Source organism: Geomonas limicola (assembly GCF_014193675.1).
Lineage (GTDB): Bacteria > Desulfobacterota > Desulfuromonadia > Geobacterales > Geobacteraceae > Geomonas > Geomonas limicola.
Genome location: NZ_BLXZ01000006.1, coordinates 169,869 through 190,544, shown reverse-complemented (window position 1 = coordinate 190,544; position 20,676 = coordinate 169,869). Strand labels below are relative to the sequence as shown.

The 20,676-nt window shown below is 61.8% G+C and carries 13 protein-coding genes and 1 riboswitch; of the genes, 5 read left to right on the top strand and 8 right to left on the bottom strand.

Annotation, left to right across the window (positions count from 1 at the left end; genetic code table 11):
* Nucleotides 1-128 precede the first annotated feature (128 nt).
* Nucleotides 129-1,202, top strand: a complete 1,074-nt coding sequence (locus H7688_RS15540; RefSeq protein ID WP_183362090.1) for an HD domain-containing phosphohydrolase — start codon at nucleotides 129-131, stop codon at nucleotides 1,200-1,202.
* Between the two features lie 21 nt (nucleotides 1,203-1,223).
* On the opposite strand, the gene H7688_RS15535 is transcribed toward H7688_RS15540, so the two are convergent.
* From H7688_RS15535 to H7688_RS15515, 5 genes are all read right to left on the bottom strand, one after another.
* Nucleotides 1,224-1,685: a YaiI/YqxD family protein gene (locus tag H7688_RS15535; protein ID WP_183362089.1), complete on the bottom strand. Its 462-nt coding sequence runs from the start codon at nucleotides 1,683-1,685 to the stop codon at nucleotides 1,224-1,226.
* Between the two features lie 299 nt (nucleotides 1,686-1,984).
* Nucleotides 1,985-3,259: an L-lactate MFS transporter gene (locus H7688_RS15530; RefSeq protein WP_443093457.1), complete on the bottom strand. Its 1,275-nt coding sequence runs from the start codon at nucleotides 3,257-3,259 to the stop codon at nucleotides 1,985-1,987.
* Between the two features lie 376 nt (nucleotides 3,260-3,635).
* Nucleotides 3,636-6,674, bottom strand: coding sequence for a CxxxxCH/CxxCH domain c-type cytochrome (locus H7688_RS15525; protein WP_183362087.1), 3,039 nt, complete (start codon nucleotides 6,672-6,674; stop codon nucleotides 3,636-3,638).
* A 48-nt stretch (nucleotides 6,675-6,722) separates the two neighbouring features.
* Complete coding sequence (locus H7688_RS15520) at nucleotides 6,723-7,400, bottom strand: hypothetical protein (protein ID WP_183362086.1); 678 nt, start codon at nucleotides 7,398-7,400, stop codon at nucleotides 6,723-6,725.
* A gap of 11 nt (nucleotides 7,401-7,411) precedes the next feature.
* Nucleotides 7,412-7,762, bottom strand: a complete 351-nt coding sequence (locus H7688_RS15515; RefSeq protein ID WP_183362085.1) for a hypothetical protein — start codon at nucleotides 7,760-7,762, stop codon at nucleotides 7,412-7,414.
* A gap of 308 nt (nucleotides 7,763-8,070) precedes the next feature.
* A riboswitch (cyclic di-GMP riboswitch) is annotated at nucleotides 8,071-8,148 on the bottom strand.
* A gap of 727 nt (nucleotides 8,149-8,875) precedes the next feature.
* Here H7688_RS15515 and H7688_RS15510 point away from each other — a divergent pair.
* Complete coding sequence (locus tag H7688_RS15510) at nucleotides 8,876-12,034, top strand: PocR ligand-binding domain-containing protein (protein WP_183362084.1); 3,159 nt, start codon at nucleotides 8,876-8,878, stop codon at nucleotides 12,032-12,034.
* A 107-nt stretch (nucleotides 12,035-12,141) separates the two neighbouring features.
* Here H7688_RS15510 and H7688_RS15505 read toward each other — a convergent pair whose 3' ends face one another.
* Nucleotides 12,142-14,133 carry a TolB-like translocation protein gene (locus H7688_RS15505; RefSeq protein ID WP_183362083.1) on the bottom strand — a complete coding sequence of 664 codons (1,992 nt, stop codon included), beginning with the start codon at nucleotides 14,131-14,133 and terminating at the stop codon, nucleotides 12,142-12,144.
* Nucleotides 14,134-14,445: 312 nt separating this feature from the next.
* On the opposite strand from H7688_RS15505, the gene H7688_RS15500 reads away from it, so the two are divergent.
* From H7688_RS15500 to H7688_RS15490, 3 genes are all read left to right on the top strand, one after another.
* Nucleotides 14,446-15,120 (top strand): YiaD family glycine zipper/OmpA-like lipoprotein, encoded by a 675-nt coding sequence (locus tag H7688_RS15500; RefSeq protein WP_183362082.1) that lies wholly within the window; start codon nucleotides 14,446-14,448, stop codon nucleotides 15,118-15,120.
* A gap of 580 nt (nucleotides 15,121-15,700) precedes the next feature.
* Nucleotides 15,701-16,156: a cache domain-containing protein gene (locus H7688_RS15495; protein WP_183362081.1), complete on the top strand. Its 456-nt coding sequence runs from the start codon at nucleotides 15,701-15,703 to the stop codon at nucleotides 16,154-16,156.
* A 20-nt stretch (nucleotides 16,157-16,176) separates the two neighbouring features.
* Entirely contained in the window at nucleotides 16,177-18,636 is a 2,460-nt protein-coding gene (locus H7688_RS15490; protein ID WP_183362080.1) for a methyl-accepting chemotaxis protein, read from the top strand.
* Between the two features lie 284 nt (nucleotides 18,637-18,920).
* Here H7688_RS15490 and H7688_RS15485 read toward each other — a convergent pair whose 3' ends face one another.
* Both H7688_RS15485 and H7688_RS15480 read right to left on the bottom strand, forming a co-directional pair.
* Nucleotides 18,921-20,150, bottom strand: coding sequence for a putative porin (locus H7688_RS15485; RefSeq protein ID WP_183362079.1), 1,230 nt, complete (start codon nucleotides 20,148-20,150; stop codon nucleotides 18,921-18,923).
* A 16-nt stretch (nucleotides 20,151-20,166) separates the two neighbouring features.
* Entirely contained in the window at nucleotides 20,167-20,613 is a 447-nt protein-coding gene (locus H7688_RS15480; RefSeq protein ID WP_183362078.1) for a type 2 periplasmic-binding domain-containing protein, read from the bottom strand.
* Between the last annotated feature and the right edge of the window lie 63 nt (nucleotides 20,614-20,676).

Genomic DNA, 20,676 nt, shown 5'->3' with positions numbered 1-20,676 from the left:
GAGTAATTTTTCTTATCCTTGCAGGAGAAACTCCGATAAAGCAAGAGGAGCAGGTTACCGGGCGACGCACACCGGGGAAGCTGTGCAGTTAACCTCGCCTGGCGCCCGAATGTGCCGTGGGGATACCGATGGAGCAATCTGGAACAAACGCAAATGCCAGCCGCAAGATTCTCGTGGTGGATGACGAGCCATTGACGGCCTGCATGCTGCAGTTCATCCTCGAGTCGCAAGGCTACCAGACCAGGTGCCTGCACGACGCGTCGGAGGTGCTGACAACCGCCCAGCAGTGGTCACCCGACCTGATCCTGCTTGACGTCGTGTTACCCGGTGAAAACGGCTTCGACCTTTGCAGGAGACTCAAAACACACAACTATGTGAAGTCCATTCCGGTCCTCTTTATCAGCGGACTCGACGACGCCACGGCGGTGGTCCAGGGGTTCGATGCGGGGGGAGTGGATTATATCGCCAAGCCGTTTTGCAACGAGGAGGTACTGGCCCGCGTCGGGACCCACCTGAAGATAAGCGCACTGCACGAAAGCCTGGAGATCCAGAAAAACGCGGAACGGGTGGTGAGAAACCTCTTCGAAGCCCAGGCCGCGACCATTTTCGCCATGGCGAAACTGGCAGAGTATCGCGACGAGTCGACGGGGCACCACCTCGAGAGGGTGCGGGAGTTGTGCCGGCTGCTGGCCTTGGAGTTGGCGAAGGACTCTGCGTACACCAACCATGTCACCGACGATTTTGTCACCTGCATCCACCATGCGGCACCGCTGCACGACATCGGCAAGATCGCCATTCCGGACTCCATCCTGCAGAAACGCGGTGCCTTGACCAGCGAAGAGTACCAGACCATACAGACCCATACCACCATAGGTGCCGAGACCCTGCAGTCGGTGTTCAACGAGTACCCTGACAACCTGTTCATCGGAATGGGGATCGAGATAGCGCTCTATCACCACGAGCGCTGGGATGGCAACGGGTACCCGGACGGGCTGGTGGGAAGGTGCATCCCGCTATCGGCCAGGATCATGGCGGTGGCGGACGTGTACGATGCGCTGCGCTCGGATCGTTGCTACCGGAAAGGCATGAGCCACCGGGAGACCGTAGCGATGCTTCTGGAAAATGCCGGAAACCACTTCGACCCCGAGATCGTCAAGGTGGCCATGCGGGTAGAGTCCCAGTTCGCGGCGTTGTTCCCCTGAAAAGGTACTCGGTGGCCGGGATCAGGGGCGCAGGCCTTTGTGCAGTTTCGTTATCAGGCGATCAAACGACGCAGCGAAACGCTGCCGGTCGGTCAGGCTGAACTGGGCGGGGCCACCCAGTGCCATCCCGCCGGAGCGCAGCTCGGTCATCAGGTCGCGCATGGCGAGCCGTTCGCCGATGTTCTCTTCCGAGTAGAGTTCGCCGCGCGGGTCGAGAGCCACCCCTCCCTTGGCGACCACCCTGGCGGCCAGCGGGATGTCGGCCGTTATGACCAGGTCCTGCGGAGCGGCGTGTTCGGCGATGTAGTCGTCGGCGACGTCGAAGCCGTCCTGGACCACGATGGAGCGGATCAGTTTCGTCTCGTGTTTGGCGAGCCCCTTGTTGGCGACCAGGTCGACGGGGATCTGGAGGCGTTCCGAGGCGCGGAAGACGATCTCCTTGATGACCCGCGGGCAGGCGTCGGCATCGATCCAGATTTTCATCACTTGATTATCCTTTTTGGTTGCCACGAAGCCACCAAGATCACGGAGCAAGAACCAGGGTGTCGGTTGTTTTGGTGTTTTTCAGAACTCCGTGCGGCGAAGGCTTCACCTTGGTGTTCCCCCCGAATGTAGTCGTTGCCCCTTCCACTTTTCCTCAGCGACCTCCCCCTTGCTAGCAGGTTTAAAGCCCTTTGCCGTAGTCTCTCCCCGACCTGTCTCTCATTTTGTCTGCCGTGTGCAAGGGGCGCTGCCAGGAAAAGGGGACTCTGTATTGCTCCGTGTGCTTGGTGGCTCCGTGGCTACCTTGTTTTTTCAGACTCCTTCCGTCGTTCCGTCACGAAGAACGACAGCACGAACCCTACCCCAAGAAGCCCGATTGCGGCAGCGAAGCTGTACGACGAGGCCACGCCAGGACTCCCCGCGTATTTGTCCTTCAAGAGCGCCACGAGCTGCGGCCCCGCTATCCCGGCAGCCGACCAGGCGGTGAGGATCGCACCGTACACCGCCGGCATGACCCGCGCCCCGAACCGGTCCAGGACAAACGACGGCATGGTCCCGAATCCGCCACCATAACAGAGCAGCACGTAGCAAACCAGGGTCGCAAAGAGCCAGGGCTCGGTGACCCGCAGCAGCAGGGCGAACGCCGCGACCTGCGACCCGAGGATCAGGCTGAAGGTCCGGCTGCGCCCCAGTCTGTCCGAGAGTGCGCCCCAGAAGAACCGCCCGATACCGTTGAATACCGAGCTTGCAGCGATCATGGTCCCGCCGTAGGCCGCGAGTACCTCCTTGCCAAGCGCCGGGTCGTGCTTCGCGCAGACGTCCTGGAACAGAGGGGACTGGAACCCGATGAGGGCGATCCCGGCGGTGATGTTGCAAAAGAAGATGAGCCACATGACCAGGAACGAACCGGATGCGATGCAGCTTCCCGGACTCCCCGGAGCGGCGTCGCTCTCCGCAGCAGCCTCAGCTGCCACCTGGGGAGGCACCCACGAAGCGGGAGGGTTGCGGACCAAGGCCGCGGAAGCCAGGGACAGCACCAGGAAAATAACGCCCATCGCGGTGAAGGCCGACACCAGGTCCCCCCCCGTCCTCGCCAGGAGAAACGGAGCCACCAGCTTCGACATGAGCAGCGCGCCGAAGCCGAACCCCATCACGACGGTCCCCGTAGCGAGTCCCTTGCGGTCCGGGAACCACTTGGAGATGGTGGCAACCGGTGTCACATAGCCAAGCCCCAGCCCGATCCCCCCGATGACCCCGTAGCCGAGCCACAGAAGCGGCAGCGAGTGCAGGCGCAGGGCTAGAGCGGCCAGGAAGTATCCCGAGCCGAAGAGGACAGCCCCGGCAAGCGCCAGGGGCCGGGGGCCGGTTTTGGGAAGCAGGAGCCCGCCGGCAGCAGCCGAGAGCCCCAGAAAGGTGATGGCAAGGCTGAAGGTCCAGACCACCTGGCTGTTGGTCCATCCGTAGGTCTCGCAGAGCGGTTTCTGGAAGAAGCTCCAGGCATACACCGTCCCCAGGTTCAGCATGAGCAGTGTGCAGGCTGCGCCGATTGCGACTCTGTTCGATCGATTTTCCAATGGCAAAGTGGCTCCCGGGAATTCTGATTCGTCACAGCGAAGAGAAGAATGACGTCGCCTTCAAGCGCGGACAGGCGTTCTTGGATACACCGACTAGGGTTACATGTCAAGGAAGCCGCCACGCAACATACGGGGGAGTTTCCAGAGAGGGATCTTCGGGGAGGCACTGAGAGCAGGTAGCTTCGGGCGGAGGTCAGGCTGGCGGGGGTGCCAGAAGGAGGACCCTGCACCTCCCCTAGAAAAACCGTGGGGAGGTGCAGGGATGGACCGGGCCGGCGAGTGCAGGGCAGGTTACCCCGAGAGGCTCAGGTGCAGCAGCCTCTCGGGTCCTGACGATACCGGAATGCAAACGTTCAGCAAAGACAGCGACTTCTGTTTAGCGCTCGATACTCCAGCGCGGGGTCTTGACCATATGGCAGCTGGTGTTGAAGCAGCTTCCCGTTGCGTTGATAGCAGGCGGGTTGACCAGCTTCGCGCTGGTGTAGACCGGGAACCCGTCGCCGAAGCGGTACTTCGGATCTACTTCCACGTGCACGTTGGAGATGTGGGTAGAGACCGGGGTGACCATCTGGTGGTACGGGGTAGCTCCGGTCCTGCCGCCGTTGTGGCAGATGTTGCAGTTTGCGAAACCGTCGGACGGCTTTGCGTTCGGCGCGATGTGCGCCGCCACCAGGTGCGCGCCGCCACCGCCGGAGTAGTCCTCGAACCGTGCAGAGGACCAGACTCCCTGAACCCCGAAGGCCAGTTTCGGCATCTTCGGTGCGGGAGGATACCCGTGGCAGGAATCGCAGGCGCCGCCCACCGGTTTGAAGGCACCGGCGCTGGCGTTATGGCTGTGGCAGTTGAGGCAGCCCGAGGTGTAGTGGCCGGTCTCCGGTACGCCGGCACGGTAGTGGTTGGTCTGGGTGTGGCAAACCTGGCAGAAGCCCAGGTTGGTGGTGTTGTCCACGAGGCCATTGATCGGATCACTGACGCTGATAGCGGTCCCCTTGATGACCGAGCGGAGCATGTAGAGGTTAGTGGTGCCGTGCGGCTCATGGCACAGAGCGCAGGCCATGTTGGCGCTCCCACCCTTCACGGTGACGTGGGTGTTCATGTTCAGGGACGCGGCACTTACCTTGGTGGCGTTCTGGTGGCAGGCGTTGCACTCCACGTTGAGGGCGCCGGTATAGGCGCTCAGCAGGCGGTTGGTGGTGCCCAGTGCCGTGGAGATGTGGCCGCTTGCCGCATCGTGGCAGCCGGTGCACGCCTGCCCGATTCCGGGCCGGCCGTGCCCGGAGGTCGGCGCCAGGGTCTTGTCCGGAGCGGTGATCCCGTTGATGACGGAGAGTGCCCCGCCGGCAGTGCTGTGGCAGCTCTCGCAGGAAACCTTGCCACCAGCCCAGTTGGTGCTCTGGTTGTGGCAGCCGGCGCAGGTGCCCAGCTTCGAGAAGCCGGCGTTCAGGTCGACCAGGCCGTTGGCGTGGTTTGCGCCGAGTTCCCCGGTGTAGAGGTGGCAGGCGGCGCAGGAGTTCCCGGAGGTGGCATTGAACTTCGGACCGTATGTAGCGTTGTAGTGGGCGCCGTGTGCGTTGCTGGCTATGAGGCCGCCGGTGGTGGTGGAAAGCGCGTTGTGGCAGGTGCCGCACGCCCCGGTCGAGGCAGTCTTCCAGTTCGGGGTGGAGCTGCCGTGGCAGGAGGTGGCGCAGGTCCCGGCCGTGGCGTTGTAGAAGGCCGCCACGTCGCGTACGCCGTTACCGTGCAGGGCCGCATTCACGATGGTGCCCGAGCCGGAGACGGTTGCTCCATGGCAGGCAGCGCAGGCGTACCCCCTGCCGGTCGTGGGATTCACGTGCTTGGCGTGGGCGTAGGTCGCCAGGCTCGCAGAGTCGCCATGGCAGCCGTTGCACCCAAGCGAGGTTCCCCACTTGACGGCGGCGACGTTCGCGATGATGCCGTTACCGGAGTGGCAGCTCACGTTGGAGCAGGTGCCGCCGGTGGCTGCGTACTGATAGGTGAAGGAAACACCCGTCCCGGCGGAGAGGTCGTAGGTGCCGTTCATGTGGGTGGCTGCGTTGGTAATGGTGGTCCCGTTCGAAGTGGTGACGGCATGGCATTTGTCGCAGCTGTAGCTGTGGCTGCCATGGCTGTTCACCTTGGGGTTGCCGTTTGCATAGGCCGGCGGGAAACCGTGGCAGCCGTTGCAGGTTTTGTACACGTCGAGCACGCCGTTTTGATGCACGGTCGGATCCATGTTGTGGCACATGCTGCAGTTGGTGTAGTTGGGGTGCACCGTCCCCGGATCAAACCACTTGGTGACCGTCGGCGGATTGCCGTGGCAGGTATCGCACGATGCCGTAAAGGATCCTTTGGGGCTATTGTGGGTATGGCACCTTTTGCACACCGTGGGGTCGGTGCTTGCGTGTTCCGCGATGGAAGCAGGCGGGGTGTGGCATCCTTCGCAGACACCGGTACCGGCTGCGTTTTTGTACTCCATGCGGCTGCCGGTGTAGCGGAAGAATACCTGTTTGCTTTTCCCCGGCAGGTTTCTCCGGATCAGCTTGATGTTCGGCCCCAGTGACCCAGTCGGGTCGTTGGGATCGTAGTCCACGTGGGCACCGTGACAGTCGATGCACTGGATGTCCTGGCCGATGCCATTATGGTTCGTCTTGCCGGCGTGGCAGTTGGTGCAGAGGTTTATCTGGTCGGGCGTTCCGACCGCGACGGTTGCTCCGCGCGGGTTGGTGCGCAACAGGTTGCCGTCCCCGGTACTGAGGTTTTTAAAGCCGTTGACGTAGTTGGAGCTGCGCGAATCCGCGGAATGCACCCGGTGGCAGGTCGAGCAGATCACCTTGCCATCTGCACTCATCTTGCTGCCGAGATCGGAGGTCGGGTTGTTGGGATTGGCGTTTACCGGTGTCGTGCCGACGAATTTGGCGGGGGCGGCCTTGGCTGCCGAACTGTAGCCGACCAGAACCGGGTGGCTCCCGGTTGCTGCGACACTGGTCACACGCGACCGGTGGCAGTCGAAGCACATCTGGTCGGTGTCGTTGGCAACGCGCAGGTACCGGGTGTTCTTGTTCACGTGCGGGTTATGACAGTTGGTGCAGGCAAGCTGGGACCCGGAATAGTCCTGTCCCTGAACCATCGCACCATCGGCCGGGGCCTGGGCACCGGCACCGGGATTGCTGACACTCCCCGTCCAACGATGCGAGGTGTTCACCTGATCGGTAGCGGAGAATTTATATACCGAGGAGCCAGTTGTGCTGTGGCAGGTGAGACAGTTACCGTTGATGACGTTACTGTCCGCTGGTGCCGTCGAGTTATGACACGTTATGCAGGAACTTACGTGCGGAGCGTCCACTGCGCCGACATTGATACTTGTCAGTATGCCAAGTACACCAATGCAGAGTGTTATAAACAACAGTCTTTTCATTATCTGGCTCCCAAACCGCTTATGCGTAGAGTAGTGCAAAGACACCTATCAATGGCATCCGAAACATTTCGACGTGAACTTGGCTGCGACGTCGATCGTACCGTTCATGTGCTGACTCGGCGCGGTAATGTAATTCGAGATGATGGTAGTCCCATCCGGTGACATGTTCGACTTCGCGTCGGGGTGACACAGGTCGCAGTTGTCTCCGCCGCCATGAGAACCGCTGTGCCAGTTCCCGTTGTTAGGGGGGTTGCCGTGGCAGCTGTTGCAATTGGTTGCCGGGTTATCCTGCCATACCGCCGTGGCGTTGCTCATCCCGCCGTAATTAATGGTGACAGGGACCGAAGCATTGAGACCATAGTCCCAGATATAGTAGGTGTAGGTACCGGGGGGGACGTTGTGGCAGGCGATGTTCGTGCACGTGGCCGGGTTGTTGGTCTGCGGCGAGCTCCAGTTGCCCGAGGGGGTGAACACCGGGGTCGGTCCGCCGGGCTGGAACGCCCCCTTCGAGCTGTCCTTGAAGAAAGCGCCGGATGCCATGAAGGACGAGGAAAGGTTGTGGCACGCCTTGCAGTCGTTCATAAACGACTGGTGCTTGGTGTGCATCACGTCGGGACAGAGGTCGTTGTTCTTGGCGTCGAGGCAGTAGTTATTGGCACGGCCGGCAGAGCTGAGAGCTGCCACGATGAGCGTTGCAGAACAAAGTGACAAAAGCAGTTTTTTCATTTACCCACTCCTTACCGAGATTCAGCCGCGGTGCCGTTTGCCGTCGTACCGTTGCTACGAGCGACGTTGGGCTTTTTGTATTTCTTCAGCACGTAGCTGTCGATGCTCGCATCGTGCGGGACCCACTCCTGGCCGTTGTAGATATATTCGCGCTTGTCCTGGGTGTTGTAATAAACCTGGAGGATGGTGGGGTTGGCCGGTTCCTGCGCCAGGTACTGAATTTCTTTGGACTGAGCCGATGAAGGTGCAACCAGGAATGCTGAACCGAGGAATAGGAGCGTAGCCGCAGTAGTCAGCGCAGCGGCTGCGACCTCTTTACCAAAGTAACGGCTCCGCGCGTCCTGCTGTTTGGGTAGTTTCATGCCGGTGATTCCTCCTCAATAACTGTGGTCTCTTTTCTACAAGAAGGTCAGGCTACGTATGCCTAAAGCGAGAGTGGCTGCATCCAGATGCGGCGCATCAACGCGTCGTTCACGATTCTTGTGGCTGACTCGGGCAGCATAAGCTCGAGGTGGCCGAAGTTCTTGCAGTTCTGTTGTGGGGAGGTATCAGGTGGTGCCGTGCCGTTGCCGGCCGGCGGTCGGGAGGAACCTCTCCATGGGGGTGCGGTGCCGGCTTTTTCGAGTCGTGCGGACACGAAAAAGCCGGGTGCGTTATATCAGTGATGATATTCGGCATCCCGGCTGTCTTGACTACAAGACCCTAGGCTTTCCGCCCCACCCTCACGGATGGTTTAGTCTTATCGTTATCGGCGTATCGAAGTACTGCGTCGATGATAAAATTTACAAAAAACGTTTTAGCGCTGCAACTCTTTTAAAATTATAATTCTCTAATCATGTTGCAATCTTCTAACTGACCGCGCAAACCGCGCACCTGACGTGGACACCACTAAGAGCAGGTTCCTGTTGCCGGATGAAATGGTCAGCGTTGCGGATACAGGTTCCGTAAGAATTTCAGCAATGTTGTGACGTATACCACATTGAGAAAGATATAACAACTGAATTTATAACGGAACAGCAAGAAAACTTACAAAAAGTGACAAAGCGACCCGCTATAGGTAGTTGCGAAGTCCTCCGTCGACCGAACCCGATCCTACCCCAACGGGGAAAGGAACCCGCTTCCGATCGCAGAAGCTCCCGATACCTAAACCCCCGCGTTGTATCTCTCCTTCCTGCAGTCCACCCCTGCGGTTCGCCATGCGGCACACACCTAGACGTTATAGATCGAGGCGCTCCCCCCCCTCGCTGCATCGAGTCAGGATTTTGAGTGCCTGACCCGTTCGTGGTCTGCTATTATCAGGTGCTTGCTGTTGCAGATGCTGAGAGGAGGTAAGAAAGCCGGTGCCGGGGTCACCGTACGCTGCCATCGTTGGAGCGGACTGCGCAGATCTCCTTAAATAATTCCAGCAGGGAACCGATCACGTCGATACGTAGAGAAATACTCGATGTCGTCGTTGGCTCTTCAAAGGATTCACCATGAATCAGCAAAATAGGGGTACTACCAGGCTGTGGTATGGTCCCGCCGTCATGCTCGCCGCCTTTTTCGTGCTTTTTCTGGCCTTCGTATGGTTGGTGAACGACTCATCGTACCGGTCCCGGCGCGCCGCGCTGAAAAGCGACGCGGAGTCGCTCGCCAAGAGCATGCACCTGCGGCTCAAGGGGAACGAGGACTACCTGCAGTTGCTGGCCAAGGATCGCTCTGCAGGCGCCCTCGATGCCAGGCAGTTCCAGGAGCGCGGTGCAAGCTATGTCCAGGGACACCCGGAGTTGCTGAACATCACCTGGGTCGATGCCGATTTCTATATTCGTGACGTTTCTCCCCAAGCGGGCAACCAACAGATCCTGGGGCTCCACCTGGACCTGCCGGAGCCCAAACGTGCGACGCGACTGGCCAGGGAGACCCACCAGCCGACCTACACCCTCCCCTTCGAGGCGATCCAGGGGAACCCCTCTTTCGAACTCTGGGTCCCGGTGTTCCGCGGGGACCAGTTCCTCGGCCTGTTCGCCGCGGTCTACTCCTGCGACAAGCTGCTCCAGACCCTCGCCGCTCCCCAACTCGGGACCCTGCACCTGGTGAGCCTCCGGGAGGCTTCGGGCGGGGCCCTCGCGGAACTCTCGGGTTCCGGCCATCCCGACCCGAACCTGGTGTACCGGACCCAGCTGTCCCCGGTGGGAGGCGGGGTGCTGCTGCAACTGCAGTCCTACGGCCGGGGGCTCGACTGGGTGCTCTTGGCGCTGGAATTCCTTTGCCTGTCCCTGGTACTGGGCATGTGTTACGCCATGTGGGGGGTGAAGCGGGAAATTGCCGCACGCACCCGTATCGAAGCGGAGCTGCGCGCCCAAACGGCCCGGCTGCAAAAGAGCGAGGCCTACTTCCGCATCATGAACGAGCAGGCCACCGAAGCCCTCCTGGTGTACGACGTCGACCTGGACCGCTTCGTCGATGCCAACAAGATGGCGGAGGAGATGTTCGGCTGCGACCGGGAGGAGCTGTTGAAAAGCAGCCCCTTGAGGTTCTTCGCTCCCGAGCAGCCCGACCTGCGCCTGCCGGCAGACACCATCGCCGAGCACAACGCCAGGGTGTTCGCAGGGGAATCCCCCTGCTTCGAGCGGTCCATCCGCAGCCTCGACGGCCGGGAACTTTCCTGCGAGGTGCGGCTGACCCGGCTCCCCGACGACCAGCGCCGGCTGATCCGTGCGACCTTTTTTGACATCACCGAGAGAAAGCACCTGGAAGACACCCTGCAACGGCAGACTGCCCGGCTCGAGGAGGAGCTGACCGAGCGCCAGGTGGCCCAGGAAGCCCTGCAGGATCAGACCGTTTTGCTCGAGGAGGAGATCGAGGAACGCAGGCGGGTGGAAAAGGCCCTCAAGCAGAGCGAGACCACGGTCCGCAACCGGCTGAAGGCGATCACCGAGCCCGATGGCGACATAAGTTCGCTCGAGCTCTCCGATATCGTCGATTGCGAGATGCTCCAGTCCATGCTGGAGGATTTTTACCGGCTGACCGGCATGCTGGGTGCCGTGCTGGACGTCTCAGGGAAGGTCCTGGTCGCCGTGGGCTGGCAGGACATCTGTACCAAGTTTCACCGCTGCCACCCCGAGACCCTCAAGAACTGCCTGGAGAGCGACACGGTCCTGACGAGCGGCGTCCCCGTGGGGTCCTTCAAGCACTACCGTTGCAAGAACAACATGTGGGATATGGTCACTCCCCTGGAGGTGGGGGGGCGGCACGTGGGCAACATCTTCATCGGACAGTTCTTCTACGACGACGAGGTCCCGGACGTGGAGTTCTACCGGGCCCAGGCGCGGCGCTACGGCTTCGACGAGGAGGAGTACCTCGCCGCCCTCGATCGGGTGCCCCGCTTCAGCCGCGAGACGGCCGCTGCCGGCATGCAGTTCTACGCCAAGCTCACCAAGATCATCTCCACCTTGAGCTTCAGCACCATCAGGCTGTCCCGGACGCTCAACGAGCGTATCCACCTTGAAGAGCAACTGAGGCAGGCACAGAAAATGGAAACCGTGGGGCAACTCGCCGGCGGGGTGGCGCACGACTTCAACAACATCCTTCAGGTGATCATCGGCTATGGCGACCTGCTGCAGCGGGACGAGGCGCTCAGCGGCCGGCACAAGGAGGAGATCGCCCACATCCTGGGTGCGGCGGAAAAGGCCTCCCAGCTGACCCGCGGGCTCCTTGCCTTCAGCCGAAAGCAGGTCTTCGCGCTCAAGCCGCTCTACCTCAACGAGGTCATCGAAAACTTCAAGAAATTCATCGTCAGGGTCATCGGAGAGGACATCCAGTTACGAACCGTGACCCAGGGGAAAGGCCCCATGATCCATGCGGACCAGGGGCAGATGGAGCAGGTCCTGGTCAACCTGGCGACCAATGCCCGGGACGCCATGCCTAATGGGGGGCTTTTGACCATCGAGACCGGTTTCCGGACGGTGGAAGAGGCGAGCGGTCGGGAGTTCGGCGGCGTCGAGCCGGGACCGTACGCCGTGGTGACCGTATCCGACACCGGCTGCGGCATGGACCACGACACCTGCCAGAGGATCTTCGAGCCCTTCTATACCACCAAGGGGGTGGGCGAAGGGACCGGCCTTGGCATGTCGATCGTCTACGGGATCGTGAAGCAGCACAACGGGTTCATCGAGGTCCACAGTGAGCCGGGGCGGGGGAGCAGGATCGGCATCTGCCTGCCGATCTACCAGGCGGCAGATCTCGAAACCGACGCCGTTCCCGCGCTGCCCCCTCTGCCGCCGGGGGGAAGCGAAACGATCCTGCTGGCCGAGGATGATGCCGACGTGCGCAGTCTCATGGTTACGGTACTGACCAAGTTTGGATATCGGGTGGTCGAGGCGGTGGACGGGGAGGATGCCGTGGAGAAGTTCGCGGCGCACCGGGGGGAAATCGCGCTCATCGTGATGGACATGATCATGCCCAGGAAAAACGGCAAGGCGGCCTACGAGGAGATCGCCCTTACGTGTCCCGAGGTGAAGGTCCTCTACTCCAGCGGCTATACCGCCGACTTCATGCAGAACCGGGGCGTTTCCGGCAAGGAGGTGGAACTGATCATGAAGCCGGTCCAGCCGATGGAACTCTTGCGCAAGGTACGGAGCATGCTGGACGCCTAGGCCGCAGGCAGCCTGCCCAAAGATCCACCTCAACTAAATAAGCCCCGGAGACAGCACCAGTACAGAGGTGCCGTTCCGGGGCTTTTGTCATGGTCCCCTGCGCCGGGTCAGTTGGAGTCGGTTCCCCACGCGATGAAGGTCCGGCCAGCAGGGACACAGGTGACACGGGGCACCGGGTAGACCTGGTAGCCGTCGGTGGTTGTCGCCGCCTCCAGAACCGGTGTTCCCCAGGAACCGCCGGCGACGAGACGCGCGCTGCGCACCATCGCCTGGCCCGCCTCGATCTGGTACCAGACCGCGGTCGCGTTGCCGGTCGCATCGAGCGCGAGCTGCGGGGCAAAGGCGAAGTACGCCGCAGGACTTACCGCCTGGGGGGCGCCCCAGCCGGAACCGGGAAGGTAGTTGCTGGTCACGATGCGCTGGGTGGGGTCCCCGCCTGCCAGCTGTTGGGCGTCGTTTTGCTGCATCCAGGCCAGAAGCGCCGCACCGGAGCCGTTCAGGGCGAGGCTTGGCTGGTAACACTCACCGAGGTTCCCCTCAGAGACGCTGACAGCGTCCTCCCAGGCGCCGCCCGCCGTCCGGCGCGCGCACCAGACGTCGAAGAACCCGAGCTGGTTGGCCTGCACCCAGGCCGCCATCACCACACCTGCCTGGTTCATGGCAAGCTGGAGCTGTCCATAGACGATCCGGCTGCTGCCGGGAAGGGCGTTCAGTTTAACCGGCGTCCCCGGGGTCCCCTCTTGCAGCGTGGCAGCGTAGACCTCGGAGGCGCCGTTACTGGTGGAGCCGTCGTCCAGTGCCTGGATCCAGGCGAGGCAGGCGCTCCCCACACCGCTTTGCACCACGATGGCCTGGTACGCGGAGTTAACCCCGTTGGAGACCCGGGCGGGGGCACTCCAGCTGCCGGTGCCGCCGGAGAGGCTTGAGAGGTAGATGTCGAAGTGGTTGCTGTTCACGTTACGGTTGAACTGGGTCCAGGCGAGCAAGAGGTTGCCGTTGGCGTCGCTCGCGATGCTGGGGGAACCGGTATAGCTGTTGGAGTCGGTGCTGGTAAGACGCGCGGGGGTCCCCCAGCCGCTCCCCGGATGATAGCGGCTGGTCCAGATGTCGTTGGCGCCGCCGGTGTACTCGCACCAGGCGAGGTAGGCGTTCCCCGCGGCGTCCCTGGCGACCTGGGGGTTAGTGGCCTGCCCCTGCCCGGTGCTGACGGTGACCGGTGTGCCCCCTTCCAGCCACTGCGCCTTGACAAGGCTGGTCCCCCCCTGGCCGGTGTCCTCCACCCAGACCGCCAGGGGATGACCGTCGGCCGAGACGCCAAGCTGGAGTCCCTGCGCCTTCGCCCCGCGCGCCGCGTCCCACAAGGTGGAGCTCGAGCCGCTGGAGATGTCGCTCAAGGGGGCGTTCAGCAAGGCGGCCCCGGTGCCGCGCTCGGAGATCTGCACCGAGCCAGCCGAGCTGGTGACCGTCAGGTGATCCAGCACCCCGTCCATACCGTTGCCATCGGCGCGGAAGGGGGTGGCGATGGGATCCTGGTAGGCCTGGTAGTTCTCAAGGATCGGCTTGAGTGCCGTCATGAGCGCCGCCGATGCTGCGGGGAGGGCATCGGCCAGTGCGGCGAGGGCGGTGGGTGTCGGCGCCTGGTACAAGGCGTCCAGGTCACCGCCGGCATTGGCCGATTGCACGATGACCTGGGTAAGCGGGGTGATGTTGGCGGTGCCGGCGCCCCGCGCCATCGAGTAGAGCTGCCCGCCGTTCCAGGTTGCCTTGAGCAGGAAAGGCGGAGTAAGGTGCGAGATGTCGAACCTGAAGCTGCCGTCGGCGGTTGTGGTGCTGGCCTCCCTGCCCGCGGCGTCCTTGAGAAAGACGCTGCCCTGGACCGGCTGCCCGGTGGCGGCGAGCCCGGAGACGGTGTCAGCGGCGGAGGGCGAGCCCGTACCGCCACAGCCGGGCAACAGGCTGAGCCCGAGGGCCATAAGCGTGGCGGTGATGAGGTTGACCAAGGTACGGACTGGCATGAGGGTGATTTTCATGATGCGGCTCCCTTGCGTGGCGCTGATCCAGGTGGTTCCCGGGGCGAACTGCGGCTGGGGCAGGCACACGGCGTCCCCCTGCCTCTTTTCGGAAAGCGCCGTAAGAATCTTTATGACAAAGAGCCGGAAGGGAAAAGAACGCGAGGGTTGAGAGACGGGTAGCGGAGAGACAAACCGGGCTCCGGGGAAGATCCACCCCTTTACATGAGTGCGTCCTTGAGTATATATGAACAGGTACGCCTTCCCCTTGTTCCAGTCGCTACGAGCGTTACCTGCAGTACAGTGGCAGGGACCACGGTCAGGTTCACGAGTCGCGCGGCAGGCGTAGACGAGTTGTGGGTTGGGCACTTTACTAAAATAGTCGGACAAAAGGAGAGAACGATGATTTCGAAGTGGATTGCCAAAGTTGTCGTGGGTGCTTTAGCTGTCGCCGCGCTGGCGACGGGCTGTGCGACCAATCCGGATGGCAGCTACGAGTACAAGAGAACCGCCATCGGCGGAGTGGGCGGTGCCGCACTGGGTGCCGGTGTCGGCGCGCTCTTCGGTGGGGGAAAAGGTGCGGCCATCGGCGGGTTGACCGGTGCGGTAGTCGGCGGCGGCGTCGGCAACTACATGGACCGCCAGGCGGCGGCCTTGAAGAAGAACATGCCCGAAGCGGAAGTGGTCCGTGACGGCGATAAAGTTTATGTCGCGCTACCTTCCGGCATCCTCTTCGATACCGGCAAGGACGTGCTCAAACCGGAGGCGAAAGATTCGCTGGCCAAAGCTGCGGGGACCTTGAAGAACTCCGAGACCAACATCGTCATTCAAGGCCACACCGATTCCACCGGGTCCGATGCGATCAATCAGCCGCTGAGCCAAAGACGGGCAAATCACGTTCGTGATTTTCTGGCCGCCAATGGCGTTCCGACCTCCCGCATGACGGCAATCGGTTACGGGTCGAGTCGTCCGGCCGTCCCCAACGACACCCCCGAAAACCGTGCGCTCAACCGTCGTGTGCAGATGGAGATCAGCCCGAACGCAAAACTCAAGGCGCAAACCAGCGGGGACAACTAGCACTACCAGGTCTAACCCAAAGGGGCTCGCGATACCTATCGCGAGCCCTTAGTTTATCCAGAGACTCCCATTCTGGCCCCCCTCCCCCTGACCGGGAACCGTTTCAGTTGCCCCGGTCGTCGCCACCGTTGTCCTGCCTTTCCTAGAGCGTCTGAGTCTGGTGTTGAGGCCCAGCACCGTCATCTTCTCCCTCCACGTACCATGCAGCTCCTTGTTCTCCTGCCAAAGGTGCGCCTTAAAGCCTGCTACCAGTGTTTGCCCCCGATCCGCAGGAAACATCATTAAACCCAACAGGGACAGCAGTAAGTATTTTCAGAAATGGCGCCGCCCAAGCCAGGGAGTCAGCTGCGGTGCAGGTACCAGCGATGCCCGCATCGTTATCTGGCTAACTAACTGGAAACACGGCCTGAGAACCTGCAAGAGAGCCCGGGAAACGGTTTATCACCCCGTTTTCGTGGAGACTACACAGAGGAGCGCCCCGAGCTGATGCCCCGGAGGGGCTCTCCCGTAAATACTAAATTTCCTACACCAGATGCCGACAGGTAGGTAAGACTAATTCCAGCTCCCAAGGAGGGTGGCAATGAAACAAACAGTACGTGTGGCGGTCATGGCGATTTTGATTTCCCTGGCACTGGCGGCAACGGCCCTGGCTGACGACCGCGGCGAGGCGGTATCCAGGGTGCAGAAGGCGATAGCGCTGGCCAAGGGCGGCGGTGTTGAAAAAACCCTCGAAGTCCTCAACGATTCCAGCTCGGAACTGGGCTCCGGAGCCAACTACGTCTTTGCCTACGACATGGATGGGACCATGCTGGCGAACGTGGTGAAAAAGGAACTGATCGGCAAGAACATCCTCGACGTGCCGGACGCCCAGGGGAAGATGTTCCGGCGCGAGATCGTCGAGCAGATGAAGACCAAGGACCAAGTCTGGATGGACTACGTGACGGTGAACCCGAAAACCAAGGCAAACGAGCAGAAGTCCTCCTACTGCGAGAAGTACCAGGACGTGGTGTTCTGCTGCGGGTTCTATAAAAAGTAGGACCGGCTCGGGGGTACGGCATGTCTATTCGGAAGCTTCTCTTCGCGAGCATCGCAGCCACACTGCTCGGCCTGCTGGTTATTTCCGCCGTCAGCATCTACTCAGTTTCCAAAATCCGGGGGACGGTGGCACGGGTGACGGGGCTCTCCACGCCCCTCCAGGTAAAAACTGCCCTGCTGCAGCGGGAAATCGAAACGGTAACGGGCTCACTGCTCAGGCTGGGCATAGCCACCTCGGAACAGGAAGCGGCAGCCATGTCGAGTCGCACCGAGGAGGGGCTGAAGAGGATCTCGGAGCTCCTGGGGGAGATCGCCAAGCTGCAGCCGGATGCCTCCCGCACCGACCAGAAGGCACTCGCCGATCTGCAAGCCGAGGTACTGGCCGCGGTCCGTGAGCGTTTGGCCAGTGCCGGCGCCATGCACAAGGACGGAGAGTCGCTGGAACAGGCTATGCTGAGCGCCGAGAAGGCCCTGGCATCGGTATCCCGGGACATGAAGCTTCTTTCCGAGGATTCCTCCCGGAGGGTTTCGGGGTCGTTTTCCGCTTCGAGCCAGGGGATGGCGGACCTGCAGCAGGTTGCCGCGTTGACCAAGACGCTTAAGGAGAGCCAGGTCATCATCGGCGATCTGGACCAGGCAAAAAAATCGTTGCAGGTTTCGGCGATGAAGCAGCGGCTGAAGAGTGCGGTCGCCACGGCAACTGCCGGCAGCCCGGGCGATCCCGTCATCAGGGAAACCATGGCGACCACCCAGGCGCTGGCCGAGCGCATGCTCAAGGCGGATACCGGGCTCTTCGCCCTGAAGAGTGCGCTCTTGAGCGGCAAGGACGTCACCAAGGAGTACCTCACGGAAAGAAACGACCTGGCCAGCCGGCTCATGGAGGCGGGTACCGCCCTGCAGACCGTGGAACTGAGGGTGGAGCAGGTATCGCGGCAGGCGAAGACCAATTCGGAACAGGCCATCGCAGCAAGCGCCCAGGCGACCCGTGCCGCGTCCACGCTGCAACCTGCGCTGCTCGCGGCCAAGTCCGCCGAAGCCATCACACGCCAGGCGATCACCGCGATGACCATGAAGGAACTCGATGCGGTCGCGGCGCAGGCGAGACAGGACTTCGCACAGTCCGTGGCCGGCTTTAAAAACGGGCGCGCCGTCTTGCGCGGCGCTTCCAGCGCCGGCGCCCAGCGCAGCATCGACGCCGCACTTTCCAGTGTTTCCTCCGCGGCCCAGGTCGCCGAGCGGATGATCGCGTCCCAGGCGAAGATCGTGGGTGCGACCGCCCGCACCCAGGCGGCGATAGCCAAGGTCAAGCAGATGGCCGAGAAAGAGGCCAAGTCGGGAGACGAACTGGGGCGCAAGGCCGCGGGCGTGCAGGAGCAGATGGTGCAGGAGGCGAGCGCCGCGGTACAGCGCTCCACCGGGCTCATCGTCGCCCTCTCCGTGGCGGCGGCGCTGGTGGTATCGGTTCCGCTGTTCTGGACCTTCGTCAGGGTGCGCCGCTCCATGCGGTCCACCAACGATATGATCGACGATATCGCCAAGGGGGAAGGGGATCTGACCAAGCGGCTGGACGACTCGGGAGGGGACGAGTTTGCCGAGATGTCGGGCCGCTTCAACGAGTTCCTCAGCAAACTGGGGGGCACCGTATCCTCCATCATGGACGACACCCAGTCGCTGGCGAGTGTGGCCGGCCAGATGGAGGAGTCCTCGGCCGGCATCGCCAAGACCTCCTCGGAACTCGCCATGTTGGCGACCTCCACGGCAACTGCCGTGCACGAAATGGCGGCCACCGCGGGCGATATCGCCTCGTCCTGCGTCACGATGCAGCAGGAGGCCGGGCGGGTCGAGAGTTCCGCCAAGGAGGGAGCCCAGGTTATCGCCGATGCCAACCGGGTCATGGTCTCGCTGTCCGAGGGGGTAAAGGATGCGGCGCAGAGCGTGAAAGCCCTGGGAGAACGTTCGGAGGAGATCGGTCAGATCATCGAGACCATCCAGAGGATCGCCGAACAGACCAACCTGCTCGCCCTGAATGCCGCCATCGAGGCGGCGCGTGCCGGGGAGCAGGGGCGCGGCTTTGCCGTGGTGGCCGACGAGGTACGGGCCCTGGCCGAACAGGCGGCACAGGCAACCGGAGAGATTTCCAAGGTGATTACCGGGATCCAGAACGAGACCAAGCAGGTGGTGAGCGGAATGGCCAAGTCGGTCGACCAGGCCGAGCAGGGAGCCCGGATGGCCGTCACCTCCGGTGAGGTGGTAAGCGGCATCGTTGCGGCAGTATCCAAGCTCAACGAACAGATCGCGGTCGTGGCGACGGCAGCCGAAGAGCAGTCCTCCACCGCCGACAGCGTCAGCGAGACGGTAACCGGCATCGAACAGGGGATCGGATCGGTATCTCAGCAGGCATCAAGCGGCGCGCACTGCGCCCATGAACTCGCGAGCGTATCCTCCAAGCTCTCCAGCGCCGTGCATCAGTTCAAGGTTTAACAGGCGGCTAACGGGGGGGAGAAATCCTCCCCACGCCGCCTGCGGTAGCAGAAGCGGGAAACGATCTACCGACCGTCAATCGTCAATTGCTTCACGCGTACCCCGGAAAAAAGAGAAGCCCCGCGTCACCTTGACGTCGGGGCTTCTCCATTTTTCATCTATCGCTTCGTAAGCCTCCCCAACCAAGGCCAACCGCACCCCAAAGGGACACAGAGGGAAATCCACACTTAAGGCAAAGATCGGAAAGTTCATTACCTCGAAACGAGCAGGCTGCCTCCGACGCGCTAGAAGGTGACCGTCGCCTTGGTGGCAAAGATGAACCAGTTTTTCTTCTCGGCGCCGCTGGTCTCGGCGATCAGCCAGGTACCCTCCTCCAGGTGCCCTTCTATCTTGAAGACCACGTGGGGCACCGGATCGAAGCGCAGGGTGAGCGCGGTGTCCTTCTGCCAGGCGTTCCAGGGGTTGTCGACGTACCCCGAGGCAACGAGCCGTGCGCCGGAGCGATCCTTTCGATCGGCATAGGTTTCGTGGTAGTAGGCACCGGCCTCCAGCCAGTCCGTGAAACGGTAGGTCCCGCTCACGTACCAGCCGTCGCCGCTTTGCTTGGAGCTGAACGACTGGGTAGGGGCATTCGGGTAGTCGGCGCTCACCGTGTAGTCGTCCAGCTGGTACTCGGAGGCGAGGATCAGGTCGCCCCAGGTATATTCGAGGCCGAACAGGTAACGGTGCAGGTTGGCGAATTTCCAGGTGGCGTCGAAGGAGTTGCCGAGGACATCCTGGCCGACAGCCGTCCCCCTGAAGCTCGTGTGCAGCCCGCTGAAGGTGGCCCGGACCCCTTCCACCGGGGGACGCCACTCGAGGTGGTGCACGACCGAGGTTTCGGTGCTGATATCGGTCACCGTCGAGGTGATATCGGGTGTGGAAATGAAGGCCGAGTAGTTTTTCGCGGAGGCGCCGCCGGCCTCGATCGGAAAGGTCCCCACCTGCACCTGGTAGTTGGCCCGCCCTCCCCTGCCCAGAGGAACCGAGCCATAGATGCTGCCGCCGGTTATGGCGTTGAAGGAATCGCGGTCGTATTCGTAGTACTGGTTCTGGGGCAGGAATATGAAGGTGCGCAGCGCGTCGTTGTCACGCGACTCGTTGTAGAGACCAAGCGGTGCCTTGATCTTTCCCCCCCTGACGCCCAGCCAGTCGGTGATTCGGTAGTCGCCGTACGCCCAGTCGATGGTGACCTTGTCCCTGCCGTAACTGCCGCGGTCCATGGCAAGCAACTGCATGCCGACCCTCAGCCCCGGGGTCAGTTCCTTCGAGAAGTTGATGGCAAAGTCGTTGAAGTTGAACGACCCCTTTCCGCTGTTGCTGACCGGAAAGTTGTTTTCCTTGGTGCTCTGGATGAATCCCTGCGAAACGAACCCGTGGATCTCTACGCCTTCGACCTCAAGCGCACTGGCGTCCACCGCCGGATACATCATGCCGGCAACACAAAGTAGAACGATCGACAATCCTGCTTTCATACTCCCCCCAGCAGAGTTATTTGATTGAAATGGTTTTTACCGAACTCCCGGCCTTCCCGGCCGGCACCACCCCGATAGTGCCAGGATGCCCGGCCACGAAGTCGACAAGCTGGGCGGTATCCGCAATGGAGCGTGGCATGGCGGCCTTTCCCGTGAACACCAGGTTCTGCCAATGCTTATCGAACTGCATCGGGGTCTTCCCTACCACGGTCTGGAGAAACTCCTTGAACAGCTCGGAATCCTCGGGGACCACCACCTTTATGTACCGGCTGTTATCCCACTTCACCTTTTCGCCCAGGAAAATGGCTCTCAGATCCGCCTTACTCACCGAGGCAACGGGGACCGTTTTCGACACGATCACCTCGAAATTACCAGCCAGCGCGACAGGTGCGATCACCAGGAGAAGTCCGAGTGCGCCGAGCCCCCAGCACGTCCTCCAGATGGCACGATGGCACTTCGTCATGTGCAACCTCCTTTTTTATACGATTACTGCGTCTGCCGAATGCAGCGGGGTGCGCTATGAACA

Excerpts from the sequence above, each read along its gene's own strand:
- H7688_RS15540 (WP_183362090.1), top strand. The coding sequence starts at position 129 with ATGGAGCAATCTGGAACAAACGCAAATGCCAGCCGCAAGATTCTCGTG.
- H7688_RS15535 (WP_183362089.1), bottom strand. The coding sequence starts at position 1,685 with ATGAAAATCTGGATCGATGCCGACGCCTGCCCGCGGGTCATCAAGGAG.
- H7688_RS15525 (WP_183362087.1), bottom strand. The coding sequence starts at position 6,674 with ATGAAAAGACTGTTGTTTATAACACTCTGCATTGGTGTACTTGGCATA.
- H7688_RS15520 (WP_183362086.1), bottom strand. The coding sequence starts at position 7,400 with ATGAAAAAACTGCTTTTGTCACTTTGTTCTGCAACGCTCATCGTGGCA.
- H7688_RS15515 (WP_183362085.1), bottom strand. The coding sequence starts at position 7,762 with ATGAAACTACCCAAACAGCAGGACGCGCGGAGCCGTTACTTTGGTAAA.
- H7688_RS15510 (WP_183362084.1), top strand. The coding sequence starts at position 8,876 with ATGAATCAGCAAAATAGGGGTACTACCAGGCTGTGGTATGGTCCCGCC.
- H7688_RS15500 (WP_183362082.1), top strand. The coding sequence starts at position 14,446 with ATGATTTCGAAGTGGATTGCCAAAGTTGTCGTGGGTGCTTTAGCTGTC.
- H7688_RS15495 (WP_183362081.1), top strand. The coding sequence starts at position 15,701 with ATGAAACAAACAGTACGTGTGGCGGTCATGGCGATTTTGATTTCCCTG.
- H7688_RS15490 (WP_183362080.1), top strand. The coding sequence starts at position 16,177 with ATGTCTATTCGGAAGCTTCTCTTCGCGAGCATCGCAGCCACACTGCTC.
- H7688_RS15485 (WP_183362079.1), bottom strand. The coding sequence starts at position 20,150 with ATGAAAGCAGGATTGTCGATCGTTCTACTTTGTGTTGCCGGCATGATG.
- H7688_RS15480 (WP_183362078.1), bottom strand. The coding sequence starts at position 20,613 with ATGACGAAGTGCCATCGTGCCATCTGGAGGACGTGCTGGGGGCTCGGC.